This window comes from Chryseobacterium sp. MHB01, assembly GCF_034651565.1.
GTDB classification, from domain to species: domain Bacteria; phylum Bacteroidota; class Bacteroidia; order Flavobacteriales; family Weeksellaceae; genus Chryseobacterium; species Chryseobacterium nepalense.
In genome coordinates, this window is sequence record NZ_JAYEDA010000001.1 from 43,086 (window position 1) to 65,025 (window position 21,940).

Consider the following 21,940-nt stretch of genomic DNA (forward strand, 5'->3'; position numbering starts at 1 on the left):
TAACCAACAACTATATATGAAATACCAAAGAAGTTCAGCTTTATTTGATGAAGCGTACCAATACATTCCGGGAGGAGTAAATTCCCCGGTCCGGGCATTCAAATCCGTAGGAGGAGTTCCGGTTTTTATGAAATCTGCAAAAGGAGCTTATCTTACCGACGCCGATGACAACACGTATATTGATTATATTAATTCCTGGGGACCTGCTATTTTAGGACATACCCATCCCGAAGTTTTAGAAGAATTGAAAATTCAGGCAGAGAAAGGTTTTTCTTTCGGAGCTCCTACAGAACTGGAAACTGAAATTGCAAAATTCATCGTGGAAAATGTCCCGAATATAGACCAGATCAGAATGGTTTCTTCGGGAACGGAAGCATGCATGAGTGCAGTGCGTCTGGCGAGAGGTTTTACAGGAAGAGATAAAATCGTAAAATTCGAAGGCTGTTATCACGGGCATTCAGATTCATTCCTGATAAAGGCGGGGAGTGGTGCTGCTACCTTCGGAAATCCGAATTCTCCGGGAGTAACGGCAGGAACGGCAAAAGATACGTTACTGGCAAGATATAACGATTTTGAGCAGGTAGAAGATCTTTTTAGGCATAATCAGGGTGAAATTGCAGCAGTCATTATTGAACCTGTAGCCGGAAATATGGGCTGTGTTCTTCCTGAAAACGAATTTCTTCAGAAATTGAGAACCATCTGTGATGAAAACGGAGCTTTATTAATCTTCGATGAGGTAATGACTGGTTTCAGGCTTGCTTTCGGAGGTGCTCAGGAGCTTTTTAATGTAAAAGCTGATTTGGTAACCTACGGAAAAGTAATCGGTGGCGGACTTCCGGTAGGAGCTTTTGCAGGAAGAAATGAGATTATGGATCATCTTGCTCCAAAAGGAGGTGTTTATCAGGCAGGAACACTCAGCGGAAATCCTCTGGCCATGAGAGCCGGATTAAAAACGCTTCAGCTCATTAAAAATGATCCTGAATTTTTCAATCGCCTGGCAAAAACAACCGAAACACTGGATTTTGAAATCGGAAAAATTTTAAATGAAAAAGGAATTCCTCATAAAATCAACCGAAAAGGGTCAATGATGTCTGTATTTTTCAATATTAACAGGGTTTCTAATTTTGATGAAGCGCAGGAAGCCAATCATGCGTTGTTTAATAATTTCTTCCATCAGATGCTGACGAACGGAATTTATCTTCCGCCAAGCGGCTATGAAACGTACTTTATCAGTGATGCCATCAGGGATAAAGAAATCGATAGGACCCTGGAAGCCGTACGAAAATTTGAATATTCTTAAATAATAAAAGGACCTCTTTCAAACTTTTGAAAGAGGTTTTATTTAAATTATGCACACTGAATACCGCACTCGAGTGAGCAGAGTAAAACGCCTGTTGAAGTAGGCTTGTCATAACATCCGTTAGTTCGATGACACTTGGTTACACATTGAGTAGGTGTTTCACTAACGGTTTCTAAAGCTTTATCCGGACCGGATAAAAGGCTTTTAAGATTTTTTATTGTTGAATCTGAAATTTTTTTATCTCCATCATTTGCATAATATGTCGCAATTGGTTTTTCATTTTTATCCAACACAACTTTAAAGTAAAAACCTTCGCCGTGAGAATTTTCTTTGTAGATAACATAATAAGAATCACCTAAGGCTTCGGAGTTTTTAGTAAGAACAATGAATTTCTTATTTTCAGGTTGTTCATTTTTCTTAAACGAGCTGAAATACTCTTTGTCGTTTCTAACTATGTCATTAGTATTCGCTTTAATTGTAGTAAGTGTGCATAGTAAAAGTAAGAATGCAATTAAAAAATTATTTTTCATAATAGTTGTTTTTAAAGTTCAATTTTGTTTTCATTTTTATATTCTTTAATCATTTTTCTTTGAGTTTCGCCAAGTACTTTCCTTATATCAATGATGTTACCATTTGCATCTTTTTTTTCATAAATCTGGTTACTATTCATCATCTCAAACATTCTCTTTAACGGAGCTTCAGTATGGTTTTTTCTCATTTCAATAAATTTTTCTTTTGAAGTTTCAATATATTTTCTTTTTATAATATGATCATCAATAGAAATTTTCTTTTCTTTTGAAATACCAATTGCCAAAAAATGATGGTCGTTTTTTTCATCAAATATTTCGAGAATTAAACCAGGTAATCCACAAAACTTATAAGGTCCATCCTGAATAGGTAGTTCTGTTGTAAAATATGCATAATATTTTCTTCCTGCATATTTTGTGGAAGCAGCATATGCTTTAAAACCTAAAATTTCTTTGCTTTCTTTAGCTATTTCCCATTTAAAACTAGGATTTTCCTCATAATTATATTCATGCTCATCAAACTCATCAGAATAGTAAATGATTTTTTTAGATGGTATATCCTTTTTAATATAACACCCAAGCAAATCTCCAGGTAATGCTTTAAAATTTATTTTTCTACCGGCTTTTTGATCTGATGCTATTATTGAATCAGATAAATATGGTGCTTCACTAAAAAAAGTAGAAGTATTTTCTTTAATGTTTAAAAAGGTATTTTGTGAAGTGATTTTAATGCTATCCTTCATTATTCGCTTTGAATAAACATATTGTACCACTAATGATTGTGCATCCACAAAACATGAGGAATAGAGGAAAAAAAGAAATATTATAATGCTACTTTTCATTAGGCACCACTACATTCTAATGCACAATCTAAAGCACATAATGCCGTACCTGTTTCAGTGGGCTTATCATAGCAATGCCATGTAGCTGTGCACCTTGATACACAATTTCCAACAGTAGATACTGGACCAGCAGCAAGTGTTCTCACTGTATTCAAATTTGAAATAATGTTTTTAATATTTTGATTGATTTTTTCTCGGTTAGCTAGTAAAGCTTTTTCCAAAGATTTATCATTTCCCAAAACCTCAATTGATAAAGAAGATAATTTTCCTAAAAAACTTTCTCCTACAGTAACTCTTAAATCATAAACTTTATTATTGTATTCTTTTTGCACAATAACAATGTTAGTTTTAATTTCCTTTAAATCATTTTTGTAAAATAGGTTATTGTCATTGCAGTAATAAAAACTGAAAGCCAGTAAGGCGATAAATAGGAAAAATTGTTTTTTCATCGTAATATAGAATTTTTAATTAATAAATTGTTTGCTTATACTGAATTACGTACTTCAAAAAGCTTTTAATGTTATCAATATTGATTTATCAAATATCTAAAAAAGATTAGTAACACATATGAGATATATTTGCGATTTTTTTGCAATTATTTTGTACAATTTGCGCAAATTTTCAGATATTTGTAAAAAACATTATGATGGTGTATGAAAAACTAAGGAATATTAGAAAACAAAAAGGTATATCCCAGAAGAATATGGCAAAAATATTATCGACAGATACGTCAAATTATTCTCGTAAAGAAAGAGGTGAGACAAAAATTTTCAATGATGAATGGGAGAAAATAGCAGCAGCTCTGGAAGTTCCTGTAGAAGAAATTCAAGAAAATTCAAGAAATTTGATCAGAAACGAAAATTCAACTTTCAATGATAACTCGGGAAATTATAACAAGTATTACTCATTTTCTGAACATGTAAATGATTATATAACTTTGTTGAAAGAACAGAATGAAATGTTAAAAGAGGAAAATTTAAGATTAAAAAAGGAACTTGAAACTTTAAAGAAATAATTAATAATAAAAGGATGAGGTTAAACTTCATCCTTTTTTATTTAATGCTGCATATACCTGATGTTGTTTCAATTGTCATTTTACAAGTATTTTTAGGGGTTACGATAAGTTATTCAACGTGTATTTTGATATTCGAAACCTCGTGGATGACGTTCGTGAAAACCGGCAATGAAGTATTATACATCTCGGCAGGGATACATTATAATTTCGGATCTATTTTTAAAAGGGCTGGCAATGTTTATTACATATCTGTGGCGTTTTTTACAGGTTCTGAAAGATTATTCAAAGCAGCGGCACCGGATCTTCCGGTGCCGCTGCCATTATTATTTAAACAAATTTATTGTAGGGTAGACCATCCAATTGCCCAGGCCGGGCTCGCCAGCTTGTTTCCTGCACCGGTAGCATCAGATTTTTCGGTGTACGTTGATGGCAGAATGGTTACCGTGGAACCATCGGTTGCTTTCGCTGTCATTTTGTTGGTAACATTGGTATCAAAAAATACATTCTGGATTTTGCTCTGCCCATTGATATAGGTTACCGTGGAATTATTTTCAAGGCTGAAACCGTCTGTCCAGTTAGAAAGAACTACATTGTCAAAATTGGCATACGTTCCTGAATACAGTCTTATTGCCTGCGATTCTCCTGATGTCCCGCCAAGAATGGTAACATTTTTAATAATCGGATTAGATCGTGGAGAGGCATCTGCGTTTGTTGCATTATTGAGTCCTTTGATCCCGGTATTTCCTGTACCGCTGGTTCTTCTTTTGGTATAGAGATTGGTTGCAGTTCCTATCCATCCGTCTGTCCAGACAAAGGCATCGTCTGCATTGCTGATGGAAACAATATTGGAAATATTTACTGTTCCGCCATACATTTGGATCCCGTCTTCAGCGCCATTTACAACGGCTATATTTTCTACTTTCGTATCGCTTCCTACACCATACAGTGACAGGCCATTGAAGTTTTTATCGGTAGCATAGCTGATTCCTGCGTTTTCAATTCTCACATACGTTAATGATCCCGAATTGTCTGTAGCAGCTGTTCCGCCATACGAAGCATTTCCAACTTCGGAAGTAGCTGTTGCGCCGGTATTGATGGGTGCTCTGCCACATATCATGACGCCTCCCCATGTTCCTGCAGCCGCTGCCGAGGAATTGAATGTTACGGGAGATGCCGGGGTTCCATTAGCAAAGATCTGTCCGCCCTGTTCTATTACAACATAGGATTCTGCTCCTGCTGTAGCCACGATTCTTGTTCCTGCCGGAATCACAAGTTTACCACCGGATTTCACCCGTACTGCTCCATTGAGTACATACACTTTTGTCGCATCAAGAGTAACAACCTGGCCATCGGTAACCTCACCTTTGAAATTTGCCGGATCCTGTGCAATTCCCACCACTTCAATGGTGGCTGTGTCTTCATCTTCCGAACATGAGTGGATGATGGATGAAAAGCTTATAACGGCAGCTGCAATGAAGAGCTTCAGATAGTTTTTTCTCATAATATTGTAAGGTTATTATGCTTAATGGAGTTTTTAAATGCTGTTTTATTTCAGAAGACCAAATTACCATTTTTCTCTGTATTTCCATAATCCGGATCAGCAGAAATACAGATTTATTCAATAAACACAAAACGGCACCGGAAAAATTCCGATGCCGTTTTTTTTAATTTGATATGATAAAACTAATTACTAATTCATAGCATCTGTTACGTCGAAGCTGGAAAGGCCAGTCCACCCTTTAGCCCAATCTGGTAAAGCTGTTCCGCTACCTGCACCTGTTGCAGATGTATTTTCAGTGTATACAGAACTGATATCTACGGCTGTACCGGCAGTATTTTTAGCTTTAGATTTTGTAGCAACATTTACAAATCTCAGGTTTTTGATGTAAGAACCACCCTGGAACCATGTTAACGTTCTGTCTGTTTCGAAATCAAGACCTGTTGAATAGTTTGCCAAAACGATGTTGTCAAACTGACCGTTAGATCCTGCTCTTACTTTCATGCCCTGAGATTCAGATCCTCCCGTGTTTCCTAAGAATGTTGCATTGTTGATGACAGGATTAGAAGCACCGTTTCCGAAAGTAGTGTTCGGGTTGGTATCCTGAGTATCTGCTTCAATACCTCTGTTTCCTGGTTCTGCAGCGGTTTGATATGCTTTCATTCTGGCAGCGTAAATGTAATTTACAGTACCTCTGTATCCTTCAGTCCAGTCGAAAGAATCATCACCCACACCTGTTACAACAATGTGATCAAGGTTTGCGTTTCCTCCGAAACATTCAATACCATCATCAGCACCTACAGTTACATATACATAAGAAATTGTAGTTCCGCTGCCCACTCCGAAAAGAGAAAGTCCGTTAAATTCTTTTTCAGGATTATATTTGAATCCGCTGTCTTTAATAATAAGATATTTAATAATACCTGAATTATCAGCTGTGTTTGTTCCTCCGTACGTTAAATCACCCAATTCTGAAGTTGATGTTCCGGATGAAGTTCTGTTACTAGGAGCATTTCCTAAGATAACAATACCTCCCCAGTGTCCTTGTTTGTGTGCAGTACCCTCAAAAACAACCGGGTTTGAAGCAGTACCGTTTACAAAGATTTTACCACCTCTGTCCACGATTAAATAATTGGCACCTTCTGCTACAGTAATTCTTGTTCCTGCAGGGATGATAAGGCTTGCACCGTTCTCAACCATTAATTTACCGGTGATGGTATATACTTTTGAAGGGTCTAATGTTACGGTAGTTCCCGCAGCAATATTTCCTTTAAAGTTGCTTGGATCGATGGTAGAAATTGTTTCTGTAGAGTCGTCGTCATCAGAATTGCTACAAGAAACGGCTACTGATGAAAATGCTCCAACTAATGAAAAGAAAAGAGCTGCTTTTAAGATTGTTTTTTTCATAACTTTTATAGATTTTTATTTTTATTAAAATTTATACGACAGGTTTAATCCTAACTGACGACCTTTTGTATAGTCTTTGTGGATGAAGGTCTGGGTGGTATTTTCCTGCTCAATTTTGAAGTGAGGATTCAGTAAATTTTTTGCAGAAATCCCGATACCGATTTTGTTTAATGTGAAACTTAAATTCATATCAAGAATCTCTCTGGGCACTTCATAAAAATTTCCGATAAATCCTGTTCCCACGGAATAAAGACTTCTTCCGATATGTGAATAAGAAACTACAAAATCTAAACTGTTTACATTATTCCATTTGTAGTTGTATCCTAAGTTTACGTTGGCAATAAGATCTGCAACTCCCTGGATTTTATCTTTTTCAGTATTGAATACAATGGTTTTGCCTCCGTTTTCTTTTGCAATTTCGTTCTCAGATTTAAATTCCTGTTCAGAATGCATGTAAGTAGCATTAAGGAATGTATAAATTTTAGAGTTATTCCAGGAATAAAGATCTTTTCTGAATTCGGCTTCCGCTCCTACAATATACCCCCAATCTGAAATGTTGAAATATGTCATGTCACTTGGAGCCGAACTAGCATAGCTTGTTCTTGCAATGGCATTCTGGATGTATTTTCCAAAAGCTGTAACTGAAATAACCTCACCGGATCTTGGGAATAATTCCCACTTAAGGTCTGCATTGTAATTGTCAGACGGATTAAGGAACTGGTTACCGTAGGTATTCGTTGTTACATCATAGTAAGCAATAGGAATAATTTCTTTTGCCTGAGGTAATGTATATGATTTGGAGAAGGCAAATCTCAAATTCTGCTTGTCGTTGATGCTGTATTTCGCGTTCAAGGCAGGTAAGAATTTGTTGTACTGCTTGTTCTTTTTACCATCCTGTGCAATGGGATCCAGCCATTTCATCTGCATGTCGATATAATCAAAACGGCCACCAACCTGGATGATAAATTTATCTGAAAGGGTAATATCCACATTGGCTAAACCGGACTGGATATTCTGCTTTGCAGTATAATAAAAAGGATTGAATAATTTATCAGTTGGCTGGAAAGTGATATAAGAGAATAATGAATTGTTTCCTGCATTGATATATCCGTCGATATTATTAGGATCTACCGGTACTACATTGCTGAAGTTCATTCCAATGGTAGTATTTTCAAATTTTCTGTCCTTATACTGTCCGTCATATCCTACGGTTACTTTGAATTTTTCAAACGTTTTGGTAAGATAAGCGTGTCCTAATACTGTATTGTCTTTCAGTTCATCAAAATACCTGTGGTTGTTGATGGCGCTTCCTGCAATGAGCTGAGAGTTTGTGGCATCAATGGTATTTTGAAGACGGTCCGGCCTTTTACTGTTCAGCATATTGTAACCTAAAGCCCAGTCTGCAGACCATGTGTCTCCCAATTTATGGGTTCCTAATAACTGGTTTACCCATGTGGTTGTGATCTTGTTATCACCACGGTTGATAATCACATTTCTGTCTACATCATAGGAATATCCTTTATAAATTTTCGCTGACTGGTCAGACGAGTGGATATAGTTTGAGGTAAAGCTTATTTTATGGTTGGCATTAATTTTATATCCTAAGTTTACTAGAGCTGTAGTATTGGTTTTATAATTAAAACGCTGTACGTCTGTGTAGTTCTTACTCGGCGTATTGTCAAAGAAGTAGTACCCTTCCTGTCCCTGGCTGTATTCATAAGAGTTTTCAAATCCGGCATAAGCAAATAAGGAAAGCTTTCCGAAAGTAGCACCCCCTTCAATATTCATATCTGTGTTGAAAGGATTTTGTGCATTTTTAAAATTCCATGTCGTCTGGAAAGGATATTTCTGATAAGGATTTCCTTTGGTAAAAGTGGTTTCCTTATATCCGAAGAATCCCGGAGCACCGTCCTGCACTTTGAAATCTTTTTTGTCAAATGTCTGAAGGTTAATACTGCTTCCCAAACCTATTTTGAAATAAGGCTTTCCTGAATGCTCTCTGGAAACGATATTTACATTCGCTCCACCAAAGTCTCCAAGCATTTTCGGGTTGTACACTTTATCTAACGAAATATATTCAATCATTGACGTCTTAAAGATCTCAAGATTGATGTTTTTGTATTCCGGATCGTCGGAAGGAATTGGCAATCCGTTTAATGTAGTACTGTTATATCTGTCACCAAGACCTCTTACGAAAATTTGTCCGCTTCCTTCTTGTTTAGTGGTTCCGGTAGCTTTGGTTACAGCTGTTGCTGCATCACCGACCCCTTGTTTTGCAAGCTGTACAGAACCTACACGTTCAATTACTTCTACAGATTTTTTTTGCAAATTGATAAGATTGGCTTCAGTTCCTTTTTTAGTAGATCCTTTAATGACTACACCTTCGATTTTTTTCTCTTTCTTTAGGGTGTCGTTCGTGGTCTCTTGAGCGTAAAGTACAGTTCCCGATGTTGTTAAAAACAAAACTGCGATACTCAGTTTTCTAAAATTCATTTCTTTTTTACTATATAACTTTCGGTGCAAAGGAAGAAAGAATCTGTGGGGTAAATGGTTTAGGGAAATTTAATTTTTTCTTAACTAAACATTAAGAAAAAGATATTATTGTTAACTTTATGTGAACGATGTTCCTTTTATTAAACTGTGATTAAAATATTATTAACTTTGACGCGTAAAAATTAGAAATGAACCAAAAGAAAATCCTCTTAATAGACGATGAATTGGATATTTTAGAGATTCTGTCTTACAATCTGGAAAAGGAAGGCTATGATATCTATACGGCCACAAATGGTAACGAAGGTATCGATAAAGCCAAAGAAATTGTTCCCGATCTTATACTATTGGATGTCATGATGCCGGAGAAAGACGGTATTGAAACATGTCAGGAACTTCGTAAGATTAAGGAACTTCAGAAAACACTGATCGTTTTTCTTTCAGCAAGAAGCGAAGAATTCTCTCAGCTGGCAGGTTTTCAGGCAGGAGCAAACGATTATATCGTAAAGCTTATCAAACCGAAAATCCTTATTTCTAAAGTAAATGCTTTATTACAGCTTACTTCTCAGGTTTCGGACAATTCCAAGCTTATTGAGATCGGTGATCTGATCATTGATAAAGACAATTTCAGAGTATCGAAAAGCGGGCAGCAGTTTCTGCTTCCGAAAAAGGAGTTTGATCTTCTTTACTTACTTGCTTCCAATACGGAGAAAGTATTCAAAAGAGAAGAAATCCTGGAAAAGGTGTGGGGAAATGACGTGATCGTGGGAGAGAGAACGATTGACGTACATATCAGAAGATTAAGAGAAAAATTAGGAATCAACACGATTCAGACTTTAAAAGGGATTGGGTATAAACTTATTGTTTAATACTCAATTTCATTTTCTTACCTTTACATCAACCCATAAAAATTGTAAAATTGAAATTTTACAGACTTACCCTTGTAGCCTCTTGTCTTCTGACATTGGTGATGTTTCTTTTAGTAATCATTTTCGATTCGCTAAAAGATATGTATTACAGTACACCTTTCTTCAAGATTGGTCTTTTCATTTGCCTTATTTTTATCTTTATCATTAATTATATTGTTTTGGAGCTGCTGTTCAATTACTATGGTAAAAAACAGGTCCGCGGACTTTCGCTGCTGTTACCTCAGGAAATTGTTCACGATGATGCCGAAAACATTACCATCAAAGAACTTGGAGAAAGATTTTCAGATTTAAATCAGAAAAAGGTTACTGAGCTGGACATGATGAAGGAAATGGAAAGCTATCGTAAGGAATATATAGGAAACGTTTCTCATGAGCTTAAAACGCCTTTATTTTCCATCCAGGGGTATGTGGAAACCCTGCGGGATGGCGGAGTAGACAACCTTACCATCCGCGACAAATACCTGGAGAGAATTGATAAGTCGGTAGAAAGGCTTATTGCCATCGTTACCGATCTTGATATGATTAACCGTCTGGAGGCAGGAGAAATAAATCTTAACGTTTCAAAATTTGACGTCAACCTTCTTATCAGGGAAATTTTTGACCTCCTTGATCTTGAAGCTGAAAAGCACAATGCTACCATGCAGATTCAGACCCTCCATCCGCAGATTTTTGTAGAGGCGGATAAACAGAAGATTTCGCAGGTTTTTATCAACCTTATTTCCAATGCCATCCATTATGCCAACAGGCAGGAAGCAAAAGTAGTGGTAAAAACGAACATTCTGAAAAATAAAGTCCTGATTGAAGTTATCGACAATGGAATGGGGATCAAAGCAGAAAGTCTTCCAAGGATTTTTGAAAGATTTTACCGTGTGGAAACCAGCCGCAGCAGGAGAGAAGGTGGTTCAGGATTAGGATTGGCCATCGTAAAGCATATTCTGGAAGCTCATAATGAAAATATCACGGTTGAAAGCGTATACCTTGAAGGAACGAAATTCAGTTTTATGCTTGAAAAAAGTAAATAATTTTTGCAAAATGTAAGGAAAAAAAATATTTTAAAAAATCCTGAAATATTTTTTTGTCACATCTCATTTATTTTATATTTGCAACAGAGATTTATCATAATAACAAAGGCAAAAAAGTAATTTTAAACTGATGGTTTACAAAATCCGCGTAATATTAGATGCGAAAGAAGATATTTTCCGGGATATCGAAGTTAAAGGAAAACAGACGCTATGGAACTTACATTTAGGAATTAAAAGTGCGTTCAGCTTGCAGGGAGACGAGCTTTCAGCTTTTAATTTACTGGAAGAAGACGGAACGATCGTAAAAAGTGTTCCGTTGGAAGATATGAGTGACGATGGCGATGGAGAGATTATGTCGGATGTTTACATCGATGAAGCTTTCGAAAATAAAGGTGATAAAGCTCAGTTTCAGTACGGACTTCTCGATCTTTGGGAATTTTTCTGCGAATTGATCGAAATTATAGATGAAACAAAAGGCGTAAATTACCCGATTACCGTATACCGATTCGGAAACGTGCCTTTAAAAGCACCAAGCAAAAGCGGAACGGGAGGGTCTAAAAAGAAATCTGCCATGCCGTTGCTGGATGATGATTTCAGCTTCGAAGATGATTTTGCCGTTAGTGGTAATTTTGAAGATGAAGACGACGATAATTTCGATGATGAGGAAGAAGAAGATTACAATGACGATGTTTTTGATGATGAAGACAACGATGACGAAAGATAAAAAATAAATATATAGCCCTGAAATTCAGGGCTTTTTTATTGCCAAAATTTTCGGAATCTTATTGATATTTCCAGTCTGGTCTTTACTTTAAGGATAATTTAATATTGAGATCTTTTATTTGAAGCTTTTTGACTTCGTCGAATTGTATTATTGATATTTTTTAAAGGAGCTATTTGATTACATCGAAAAGCAATATATATTTTATTGGAAGCTATTTCCTGCTCTCCGCACTCGCTATTTTTAATTTTTCGGCGGCGCGGCGAAGCCGCGCCGCCGAAAAATTAAAAATGAGCTCAGACAAAGCTGCGATCAGGGCTAGGGCAGTCGACATGAAAAAATTAACACTGTTAAAAAATCAATGAAGCGGGATTTTAATGGTCTGAACTGAAAGTGAAATGTTCTGCATTCTAAAATTAGACATCCACAATTCTCTTATTCCAATCACAATTGTTATTTTTGTTAAAAGAGAAATAATGAAAAAATTAATTCTATTAACGATAATGGGCTTGGGAATCGTTTCCTGTGCCACTCAAAATACAACAAGAAAAATGACGGAACAGCCTAAAGAATGGAAGCACACCACCAATATTTATGAAGTTAATGTAAGACAATATACAAAAGAAGGAACATTCAAAGCCTTTGAAAAGGAAATGCCGAGACTAAAAGCGATGGGTGTGAAAACCTTTTGGTTTATGCCGGTTACTCCCATTGCACAGCAAAACAAAAAAGGAAGCCTGGGAAGTCAGTATGCCGCGGCAGATTACACATCTATCAATCCCGAGTTCGGAACAATGGATGATTTTAAGCATATGGTAAACGAAGCTCATCGTTTGGGATTTAAAGTCATCATCGACTGGGTAGCGAATCATACAGGATGGGATCACGTCTGGACAAAAACACATCCCGAATTTTATCTGAAAGATCCTGATGGAAGTTTTCACCGTGCATCAGGAATGGATGATATCATAGAACTGGATTATAAAAATCAGGAAATGAGGCTCGCAATGATTGATGCCATGAAATTCTGGATCCGTGAAACCGATATTGACGGTTTCCGTTGTGATCTTGCTTCTTGGGTTGAAGTAGATTTCTGGCAGCAGGCACGTCCTGAAGTTGAAAAAATAAAGCCGCTCTTCTGGATTGGGGAATATGATGAACTCGAAAACCCGGAATATGGAAAAGTCTTTGATGCAAGCTATTCATGGAAGTGGATGCACAAATCAGAAGACTATTATAAGAAAAGTCTCCCCATACAGGAACTGAAAGATCTTCTTATGCAATACTCCAATATCGGAGATGGTTCTATGAGAGCCTGGTTTACCTCCAATCACGACGAAAACTCATGGAATGGCACCGAATATGAAAAATATGGTGTGATCACTAAGCCAATGGCAGTCTTTTCTGCAACATGGAACGGAATTCCTTTGCTCTACTCCGGACAGGAACTTCCCAATATGAAAAGACTTGAATTCTTTGAAAAAGATCCTATAGAATGGACTAATAATTACCAGATGGCAGAGTTTTATAAGACTTTATTAAACCTTAAATCATCAAATCCTGCTTTAAGAGGCGGAGACCCTAATGTCGGAACCTATCTTCTGAATACAACTGCTAATGATAAAGTATTTGCATACCTAAGAAAAAACAGTAATCATGAAGTCTTGGTTGTTTTAAATATGTCAAAAGATCCTGTTGACTTCAATATTGAAGACGAGCATCTGTCCGGATCATTGAAAAATGTTTTCACCAAGATGAACAGAGATTTTCAGGAAGGGAAGCACTTTAATTTCCAACCCGGCGATTATGCTGTTTTTGAAAAGTAATTCATATAAAAATCTCCGCCTGGACAGGCGGAGATTTTTTTGTAGAGAATGATTGGTTATCTATAGAGCAACCAGCTGTACATTATCAATAGTCCAAAGTTCAGAAGAAGCATTATTTCTTAAGCCAATTCTTATACGGAGTTGGCTCGAGTTTGGAATTCCCGTCACCGATAGCTTTGTTATTGCCTGGGTTCCGGTAAACGTAATCCCTGAAGAAGTTGAGGTGTTAGAAGAGCTAACATTAAGATTTGATGAAGAGTAACTGTTGGTGCCCGTGCCTGTGCCTGTAAATGCCCATCTTACATTTGAGCCGCTTGAAGAATTTCCTCCAAGTAGCGTAAGTTTGGTTGCATACGTTGCTCCGCCGTCAGTACTTATTTCTACCGACACAAGATCACTGCTTTCCATTCCGTTGGTAGTACTTGCTATGGAAAATGCTGCCACATCAAAACTGAAAGTAATATTATTGGTATAGCTTGACGCATCTACGGTGTTAAATTCAACATAGGTACTTGTCACTGTACCGGTCGTTGGATTAGAGTATCCATAACCTCTTGACCCTGTTGAAAATAAAGGGGACGAAGCCGGTGCATCTCCGCTTGCTGCTGTTGTCCCTGAAGTAAAGTTTAAACCTCCTGTAAAAAATCCTGAGGTTGTATAATTTACTGTATCACCTGTCTCAAATCCTTGTGAAAAAATAGTACCGGTTATCAGATTTATTACAGGCCCTTTAAATGCAGAACCTGCTTCTGCACCCGTTGTTGTACCTGATATTGCAATAGGAGTGACGTAGAATTTAATATATTTTCCAACATCACCGGGTCCTACAGTGTATGTAATTCCATTTGCTCCTGCTATGGTTGTTTCGTTAGCTCCTGATGCATCATCAGAACGTGTCCATCTGAAAGTGGAAGTTCCCTGTGCATTTCCTTCGGCATCATTGTAAGTATAGTTTCCGGTAAGAGTTTGGCCCTGTATTGCATTTCCTGAAATTGTTACACCAGTAGCAACAGGAGCCTGGTTTGCGCCAACAGGCCCGCCCCACGCAGAACATTTTTGTATGCCAGGTGAAGCCCCAACTAATGAACCTGGAGTTACACAGACCTGAATGAATTTATTAAGGTCCGAAGCGCCCGTGGTATAATTTTGAGAGGTAGCAGAACCAATCGTAGCAATATTACTACCTGTTGCATCATCTGCTCTTCTCCATACGAAAGTCGTTGCATTGTCAGGATTACTTTCCGCATCAGAGAATGTATAATTCCCTGTAAGTACAGAACCTATAGTATAATTTCCACCGATGGTTACATTGGTCGCAGAAGGAACGGTATTAATTTCTTCATAACCCAGGTTTTGCCATTTTGTTCCGTCCCATCCAATAAAAGCCTTTTTATCTTTATCAAAAACAACAAGACCCTCACTTGCCGTACTGGAGAGGTTGTTGGCCGCAGCAGTAGTAATTCTTGGTAAAAGAAGTCCTTTTGTATCTGAATTAAGATCCAATAGCGAAGATGGATGTGGTGTTTGTGTATTTATCCCTACCTGAGCTAAAGCCATGCACGAATAAATAGCTGATATTACAATAATTAATTTTTTTTTCATAGTGTTCTTATTAAAATTAACAGGTTTTATAAATGATTGTCTTTTTTTGAATTGATTATTTTATTAAAAATGATAAACATTAGTCAAATTTAGAAAATTTTCAAATAGTAGTGATAAAAATATTTTTATGTTAAATGTCTGTATTTCAAAGACCACAAAATGTACTGTGCTGAATAAGTCTACCGGAAAAAGCGGCATTAAATTTTTAAAATTAATTATTAATACATTTGGGTAATTATGTGAAATGAATTCAGTTATGGATAAATCAAAATTATTAGATATCATAAAAAATAAACTTATAGATAAAATTCAGAAATTTGAACAGCTGATCGAAGATACCCGTGCTTCAAACAATGATACTAAAAGTTCAATGGGCGACAAATATGAAACCGGCAGAGAAATGCTCCAGCAGGAAATTAATAATCTGCAGAGACAGTTGAATGAAACGCTGAATCAGCAGGCCTTGCTACAAAAAATAAGCCCCGAATCTTGCTCAAAAGTACAAAGCGGGGCGTTGGTAGAGACTGAAAAAGGTTTGTTTTATATTGTTGCTTCCATAGGAGAAGTAATTTGTGATAACCGTAAAGTAATGACCGTTTCAGGAGAGTCCCCATTAGCTAAATCAATGGCAGGATTAAGTAACGGACAAAGTTTTTCTCTGAACAGCATTACTCAGACTATTAAGCAGATTTGGTAAACGCCGGATAAGTGTTTTCTTGTTTAAATAATATTTAACCATAATTTAAGAAAATTTTATTGCTTACTTTAGAAGCAATACCGGTATTTTGTCGTAAATTGTGGTATCAATTATCACCAATTAATAAAATCAATATGGGAATTTTAGACAACAAAGTAGCACTTGTTACAGGAGCAGGATCCGGAATCGGATTAGCTGTTGCTCATTCGTATGCGAGAGAAGGAGCCAAAGTTATTGTATCCGATATTAATGAAGATCACGGTAACAAAGCAGTCGGAGACATCAAAGCACAAGGCGGGGAAGCGTCTTTTGTAAAAGCAGATACTTCAAACCCTGAAGAAGTGGAAGCTTTAGTAAAAAGAACAGTAGAAATCTACGGAAGACTTGATATTGCATGTAATAATGCGGGAATCGGTGGCGAACAGGCGCTGGCAGGCGATTACGGTCTCGACAGCTGGCGAAAAGTATTAAGCATAAATCTTGATGGCGTATTCTACGGGTGCAAATATGAGTTAGAACAAATGGAAAAAAATGGGGGCGGAGTTATTGTGAATATGGCCTCTATTCATGGTACTGTTGCTGCACCGCTTTCCTCAGCCTACACTTCTGCAAAGCACGCAGTGGTAGGGCTTACTAAAAATATAGGAGCAGAATACGGACAGAAAAATATCCGTTGCAATGCGGTGGGGCCTGCATATATTGAAACCCCGCTGTTGGAAAGTCTGACAAAGGAAATGAAGGAAGCACTGATCTCAAAACATCCGATGGGAAGACTGGGAAAACCTGAAGAAGTAGCAGAACTGGTGTTATTCCTGAGTTCAGAAAAATCATCTTTTATGACGGGAGGCTATTATCTTGTAGATGGTGGCTATACGGCAGTTTAATACAATTTGATTTTCAGCAATAGAAAGCGTCCATCAAAATGGATGCTTTTTTCATATAATTTCGGAATACTTTCTTTAAATTTGAACCTTAAAATTCTTTTTCAGATGCAGAACTATTTAGATCTTTTACAGTATATTTTAGATAACGGAACTGATAAAACCGACAGGACGGGAACCGGCACAAGAAGCGTCTTCGGATATCAGCTGAGATATGACCTTTCTAAAGGCTTTCCTTTGGTAACGACGAAAAAAGTACATCTGAAATCTATAATTTATGAATTGCTCTGGTTTCTGAAAGGCGATACCAATGTTAAATATCTTAAAAATAACGGAGTATCCATCTGGGATGAATGGGCCGATGAAAACGGAAATCTCGGACCTGTTTACGGAGCACAGTGGAGAAGCTGGAACGGCGCGGACGGTAAAGTGATCGACCAGATTACGGACGTGGTTGATCAGATCAAAAAAAATCCGGATTCCAGAAGATTAATTGTTTCTGCATGGAACGTTGCAGAAATCCCGAATATGGCTCTGGCTCCGTGTCATGCTCTATTCCAGTTTTATGTAGCGGATGGAAAATTATCTTTACAGCTTTATCAGAGAAGCGCTGATGTCTTTTTGGGAGTTCCTTTTAATATTGCAAGCTATGCGTTATTGCTGATGATGGTAGCACAGGTTTGTGATCTCGAAGTAGGAGATTATGTGCATACTTTTGGAGATGTTCATATTTATAACAATCATTTTGAACAGGTTCATAAACAGCTTTCCAGAGAGCCGCGAGCGCTTCCAACAATGAAGCTTAATCCGCAAATTAAAGACTTATTTGATTTTGATTTTGAAGATTTTACGCTGGAAAATTATGATCCGCATCCGGGAATAAAGGCTCCCGTAGCAATTTAATTTAATGAAGATTTTAATCTTAGCAGTCCTTTACTACAAGAATAGAAAAAACCAGGAGCTTACAGATGGGCTCTTATATCAAATTTCAATGCAATAAAAAATAAACCAAGTGAAGTGTAAAACTTCACTTTTTTTGTAACATCTCCTGAAAATTTTCAACTTATCCGGTAAATCTCAAGATATGTTTAAAAAGCTACTTTTTCTTTCAGCAATGGGTATTTCAGGTATGGTTTTCTCCCAGAATACGGTGAAAGATAAAATGTCCAATTATCTGGATTCTCTGTTTGTACACCATAAAATAATGGGAAGTTTTGCACTGGCAGAAGATAATCGGCCTACCTTTATAAAAGTAGTCGGATTTGCAGATGCAGAAAAAAATCAGAAGGCCAACGTAAATACGCAATATCGTATAGGCTCAATCAGTAAAACTTTTACCGCAGTTCTGATCATGAAAGCGGTTGAAGATAAAAAGATCTCTTTAGACAAAAAGCTTTCGGATTTTTATCCGGAAATTGGTAATGCAGATAAAATTACCATCGAACATTTACTGCAGCACAGAACAGGAATTCATAATTTAACGGATGAAGCCGAATTTTTACAATATTATACTCAGCCTCACACAGGAAATGATCTGGTAAATATCATTAAAAAATATAAAAGTGACTTTGAGCCGGGTTCAAAATATGAATACAGCAATTCAAACTTTATTTTACTGGGATTAATTCTTGAAAAAATCTATAAAAAAACGTACGCAGAATTAATTAAAGATAAAATTGCAAAACCATTAAAACTGACTTTAACAAGCGTTGGAGGAAAGATTGATACTTCAAAAAATCAGGCGAAATCCTATCAGTATTCTGGCGGAAGTTATATCGCAGCACCTGAAACGGATATGAGCATTCCGATTGGAGCAGGAAATATCATTTCGACTCCAAGAGAACTTTTAATCTTTATTCTAGGTCTGGAACAGGGAAAACTCATTAAAAAAGAAAACGTTGATAAAATGAAACATTTTATTAATGATTACGGATATGGCCTTGTGAAATTCCCATTTGAAAAGTATACAGGATTTGGACATAACGGCGCCATTGACGGTTTCAGATCAGAGCTGGTATACTTTCCTGAATTGAAAACAGCGGTTAGTTTTACAGTCAATCAACAGGATATGGATTCCGATGAAATTTTTTCAAGAATGATGGCCGTTGCAACCGGAAAAGATTTTGAGATCCCCAATTTTAAGACGATAACCATTCCGGAAAACATACTTCAGAAATACGCCGGAACATACGCTTCTGTTGGAGTACCTGTGAAAATTGCTATCTTTATTCAGGATAAAAAACTGATGGCGCAGGCAACCGGACAAAGCGCATTTCCTCTCGAAGCAACTTCTGTCACAAACTTTAAATGTGATATGTACGGAATAGAAATCAATTTTTATCCCGAAAAAAATCAGTTCATCATCATGCAGGGAGAATCCAAAAACACATTCACAAAAGAATAAAACAATGAAATATTTAAAAATAAATATTGAAAAAAATGCAGACATCGAAGTCCTGAAAACGGTTATCCTTCAATTAAAAGGTGTAGATTCAGCAGAAATTATCGACGACGAAAATCCCGAAAGTGAACTTAAAAAAGCCTTTGCGAAAACAAAAGAACAGTTCAAAAAAGGAGATTACGAAACGTTAGTTAATGATATTTTTGATATTTTAACCAAGAAATAATTTTTAATCATAATGAAAAAAGCCATTTTATCGATCGCTCTTTTAGGAATTTTCTTTTCCACCAATGTAGCGGCACAAACCGAAACTTCAGGAAGAGAAAAAGTCTACCGGGCTACTCATACCAAAGTAACTGAACTTAAACATACCAAACTTAAAGTAAATTTTGATTACCAGAAAGAGCAGATGAACGGTGAAGAATGGCTCACCGCATCACCGTTTTTTTATCCTTCCAACGAACTCACGCTCGATGCCAAAGGAATGCTGATTCATGAAGTAGCATTAGAATCGAATGGTAAAAAATCTCCGTTAAAATATGATTATAAGGACGATATTCTTAAAATCACTTTAGATAAAACCTACCAGAAAAACCAGGATTACACGGTTTATATTAAATATACTTCCCGTCCAAACGAAGTGAAGCAGGAAGGAAGCGCTGCTATCAATGATGCAAAAGGATTGTACTTTATCAATGCACAAGGCAAAGATCCAGATATGCCTACCCAGATATGGACGCAGGGCGAAACAGAATCTTCTTCAGCATGGTTTCCTACCATTGATAAACCCAATCAGAAGACTACTCAGGAAATCTACATGACGGTTCCTGACAAATATGTTACGCTTTCAAACGGTATCCTGAAAGATTCTCAAAAAGAATCAAACGGCCTGAGAACGGATCATTGGGTGATGGATAAAAGACATTCTACCTACCTGTTTTTCATGGGTGTGGGAGAATATGCTGTTGTAAAAGATAAATGGAGAAACATTCCTGTAGATTATTATATTGAAAAAGAATATGAACCGTATGCAAAGCAGATCTACGGAAATACGCCGGAAATGATCGAGTTTTTCTCTAAAAAACTGGGTTACGATTATCCTTGGGCCAAATATGCACAGATTTCCGGGAGAAACTACGTCAGCGGCGCAATGGAAAATACAACGGCCACTCTTCACGGAAGTGATATCCTGCAGAAACCCGGACAATTAATTGATGAAAACACTTGGGAAGATACTATTGCCCATGAATTGTTTCACCATTGGTTTGGTGATCTTGTCACAGCGGAAAGCTGGAGCAATCTTACGGTTAACGAATCTTTTGCCAACTATTCGGAGTATCTGTGGAATGAATTTAAGTATGGAAAAGATCAGGCAGACTATCATCAGATGACAGATGTGAATATGTACATCCACAATCCTACCGATTTTAAAAAGAATCTTGTACGATTTGACTACGCTTCCCGCGAAGATGTTTTCGACCTCGTGACCTATCAAAAAGGAGGAGGAATACTTCACATGCTCAGAAACTATCTTGGCGATGAGGCTTTCTTTGCCGGAATGCAGGATTATCTTAAAACCAACGAATATCAGAATGCCGAAGCTCATCAGCTGAGACTTTCATTCGAAAAAGTTTCCGGAAAAGATCTGAATTGGTTCTTCAATCAATGGTATTTCGGTAGTGGAAACCCGAAAATAAATTATTCCTACACTTTCGAACCTGTTAAAAAGCAAGTTGCAGTGACCATTGAGCAGACGCAGGAACAGCCGTTCCAGTTTCCTCTGGCCATTGATGTTTACGAAAATGGAAAACCTAAAAGATATAACGTTTGGGTAAATGCGGAAGTTAAAAATACATTCAACTTTGATGTTTCTAAAAATGCAGATCTTGTCAACATTAATGCAGACGGCGTTTTACTGGCAGAAATCAACGATACCAAAACACCTGACCAGTATCTGATGCAGTTTACGGGATCTAAAGAATTCAAAAGCAGATACAATGCTTTAAATGGTATTAAAGATCAGGTCGGAAAAAATCCTGCAGCAACTAAATTATTGTCGGCAGCAATCAAAGATCCTTACTTCAGAACAAGGATAAAAGCGTTACAGCTTATGGATCTTTCCAATGCAGAGCAATTGAAGGCTTTAGGCTCAGATGTTGAAAAATTAGCTTCTAACGATCCTAAGACACTGGTTCAGGCGGCAGCTATTTCAGCATTGGCAAAAACAAAGGATAAAAAGTACATGCCGATATTTGAAAAAGGAATTAATGCGGTCTCCAATGCCGTAAAAGGAAGTTCTGTGGGAGCTATTGTTGCTATTGATCCGTCAAAAGCTGCGGCATATGCTGATAAAATTGATTTAGAAGGAGCTTCGGAAACACTGGCTGCACAAATGCTTCCGATTATTGTAAAGAATAAAGTTACTTCCCAAATGGCCAATATTGCGCAGTTTGCAGCGTTTTATCCTTTTATCAAATTCCAGAATCCTGAACTTGGAAAATCTGCAGAAGAAGGATTCAACTGGATTATGACCTCAGACAATGTAAAAGCTACAGAAAGCATCACGAAAATTCTTGGTCAGGCAAAAGGACAGATCGGAGAAAACCCTCAGGTAAAAATGATGATAAGCCAAATGCTGAAAGATGGTCTGAATAAAAAAATGGAGCTTTTAAAACAGAATCCTCAAAATGCCGCAAGCATTAATAAACAGATCGATCTGCTGAATAAAGCAATTGAAGATTTTAAATAATGTTCAGGTAAACTTTAGAATATTATAATGATG

19 protein-coding genes are annotated in these 21,940 nt (G+C 37.0%); 12 read left to right on the plus strand and 7 right to left on the minus strand.

The window, feature by feature from the left end:
- Positions 1-16 precede the first annotated feature (16 nt).
- Complete coding sequence (gene hemL / locus U9K52_RS00235) at positions 17-1,300, plus strand: glutamate-1-semialdehyde 2,1-aminomutase (protein ID WP_322924340.1); 1,284 nt, start codon at positions 17-19, stop codon at positions 1,298-1,300.
- Positions 1,301-1,347: 47 nt separating this feature from the next.
- Here the strand turns inward: hemL and U9K52_RS00240 are convergent, their stop codons facing one another.
- Genes U9K52_RS00240 through U9K52_RS00250 form a run of 3 tightly spaced genes read right to left on the minus strand, consistent with a single transcriptional unit; the run spans position 1,348 to position 3,118 of the window.
- Positions 1,348-1,830, minus strand: coding sequence for a hypothetical protein (locus U9K52_RS00240; protein ID WP_322924342.1), 483 nt, complete (start codon positions 1,828-1,830; stop codon positions 1,348-1,350).
- 11 nt (positions 1,831-1,841) lie between these two features.
- Positions 1,842-2,669 carry a GLPGLI family protein gene (locus U9K52_RS00245; protein ID WP_322924344.1) on the minus strand — a complete coding sequence of 276 codons (828 nt, stop codon included), beginning with the start codon at positions 2,667-2,669 and terminating at the stop codon, positions 1,842-1,844.
- Positions 2,669-3,118, minus strand: coding sequence for a hypothetical protein (locus U9K52_RS00250; protein ID WP_263601305.1), 450 nt, complete (start codon positions 3,116-3,118; stop codon positions 2,669-2,671). The genes U9K52_RS00245 and U9K52_RS00250 overlap by 1 nt, the downstream gene beginning before the upstream one ends.
- Positions 3,119-3,312: 194 nt before the next feature.
- On the opposite strand from U9K52_RS00250, the gene U9K52_RS00255 reads away from it, so the two are divergent.
- Complete coding sequence (locus U9K52_RS00255) at positions 3,313-3,684, plus strand: helix-turn-helix domain-containing protein (protein ID WP_318173648.1); 372 nt, start codon at positions 3,313-3,315, stop codon at positions 3,682-3,684.
- 337 nt (positions 3,685-4,021) lie between these two features.
- On the opposite strand, the gene U9K52_RS00260 is transcribed toward U9K52_RS00255, so the two are convergent.
- The 3 genes from U9K52_RS00260 to U9K52_RS00270 form a co-directional block, all read right to left on the minus strand.
- The gene (locus U9K52_RS00260) at positions 4,022-5,185 is read right to left on the minus strand and encodes a hypothetical protein (RefSeq protein ID WP_322924350.1); all 1,164 of its coding nucleotides are present in this window, start codon (positions 5,183-5,185) and stop codon (positions 4,022-4,024) included.
- Positions 5,186-5,374: 189 nt separating this feature from the next.
- The gene (locus U9K52_RS00265) at positions 5,375-6,589 is read right to left on the minus strand and encodes a hypothetical protein (protein WP_263601303.1); all 1,215 of its coding nucleotides are present in this window, start codon (positions 6,587-6,589) and stop codon (positions 5,375-5,377) included.
- A 24-nt stretch (positions 6,590-6,613) separates the two neighbouring features.
- Positions 6,614-9,082, minus strand: a complete 2,469-nt coding sequence (locus U9K52_RS00270; protein WP_322924352.1) for a TonB-dependent receptor domain-containing protein — start codon at positions 9,080-9,082, stop codon at positions 6,614-6,616.
- Between the two features lie 188 nt (positions 9,083-9,270).
- Here U9K52_RS00270 and U9K52_RS00275 point away from each other — a divergent pair, with 188 nt between their 5' ends.
- From U9K52_RS00275 to U9K52_RS00290, 4 genes are all read left to right on the plus strand, one after another.
- Complete coding sequence (locus U9K52_RS00275) at positions 9,271-9,948, plus strand: response regulator (protein ID WP_072885369.1); 678 nt, start codon at positions 9,271-9,273, stop codon at positions 9,946-9,948.
- 50 nt (positions 9,949-9,998) lie between these two features.
- Positions 9,999-11,030, plus strand: coding sequence for a sensor histidine kinase (locus U9K52_RS00280; protein ID WP_248391569.1), 1,032 nt, complete (start codon positions 9,999-10,001; stop codon positions 11,028-11,030).
- 130 nt (positions 11,031-11,160) lie between these two features.
- Positions 11,161-11,754, plus strand: coding sequence for a plasmid pRiA4b ORF-3 family protein (locus U9K52_RS00285; RefSeq protein WP_248391571.1), 594 nt, complete (start codon positions 11,161-11,163; stop codon positions 11,752-11,754).
- A gap of 473 nt (positions 11,755-12,227) precedes the next feature.
- Positions 12,228-13,577 carry an alpha-amylase family glycosyl hydrolase gene (locus U9K52_RS00290; protein WP_322924358.1) on the plus strand — a complete coding sequence of 450 codons (1,350 nt, stop codon included), beginning with the start codon at positions 12,228-12,230 and terminating at the stop codon, positions 13,575-13,577.
- A 60-nt stretch (positions 13,578-13,637) separates the two neighbouring features.
- On the opposite strand, the gene U9K52_RS00295 is transcribed toward U9K52_RS00290, so the two are convergent.
- The gene (locus tag U9K52_RS00295) at positions 13,638-15,179 is read right to left on the minus strand and encodes a hypothetical protein (protein WP_322924360.1); all 1,542 of its coding nucleotides are present in this window, start codon (positions 15,177-15,179) and stop codon (positions 13,638-13,640) included.
- A gap of 256 nt (positions 15,180-15,435) precedes the next feature.
- Here U9K52_RS00295 and U9K52_RS00300 point away from each other — a divergent pair, with 256 nt between their 5' ends.
- The 6 genes from U9K52_RS00300 (at position 15,436) to U9K52_RS00325 (ending at position 21,907) form a co-directional block, all read left to right on the plus strand.
- Positions 15,436-15,876: a hypothetical protein gene (locus U9K52_RS00300; RefSeq protein WP_263601299.1), complete on the plus strand. Its 441-nt coding sequence runs from the start codon at positions 15,436-15,438 to the stop codon at positions 15,874-15,876.
- 134 nt (positions 15,877-16,010) lie between these two features.
- Entirely contained in the window at positions 16,011-16,760 is a 750-nt protein-coding gene (locus tag U9K52_RS00305) for an SDR family NAD(P)-dependent oxidoreductase (RefSeq protein WP_263601298.1), read from the plus strand.
- 105 nt (positions 16,761-16,865) lie between these two features.
- Entirely contained in the window at positions 16,866-17,660 is a 795-nt protein-coding gene (locus U9K52_RS00310; RefSeq protein WP_263601297.1) for a thymidylate synthase, read from the plus strand.
- A 181-nt stretch (positions 17,661-17,841) separates the two neighbouring features.
- Positions 17,842-19,161, plus strand: a complete 1,320-nt coding sequence (locus U9K52_RS00315) for a serine hydrolase domain-containing protein (RefSeq protein WP_322924362.1) — start codon at positions 17,842-17,844, stop codon at positions 19,159-19,161.
- Between the two features lie 4 nt (positions 19,162-19,165).
- Positions 19,166-19,384, plus strand: coding sequence for a hypothetical protein (locus U9K52_RS00320; RefSeq protein WP_248391585.1), 219 nt, complete (start codon positions 19,166-19,168; stop codon positions 19,382-19,384).
- 12 nt (positions 19,385-19,396) lie between these two features.
- Positions 19,397-21,907 carry a M1 family metallopeptidase gene (locus U9K52_RS00325; protein ID WP_322924365.1) on the plus strand — a complete coding sequence of 837 codons (2,511 nt, stop codon included), beginning with the start codon at positions 19,397-19,399 and terminating at the stop codon, positions 21,905-21,907.
- The last annotated feature ends 33 nt before the right edge of the window (positions 21,908-21,940 follow it).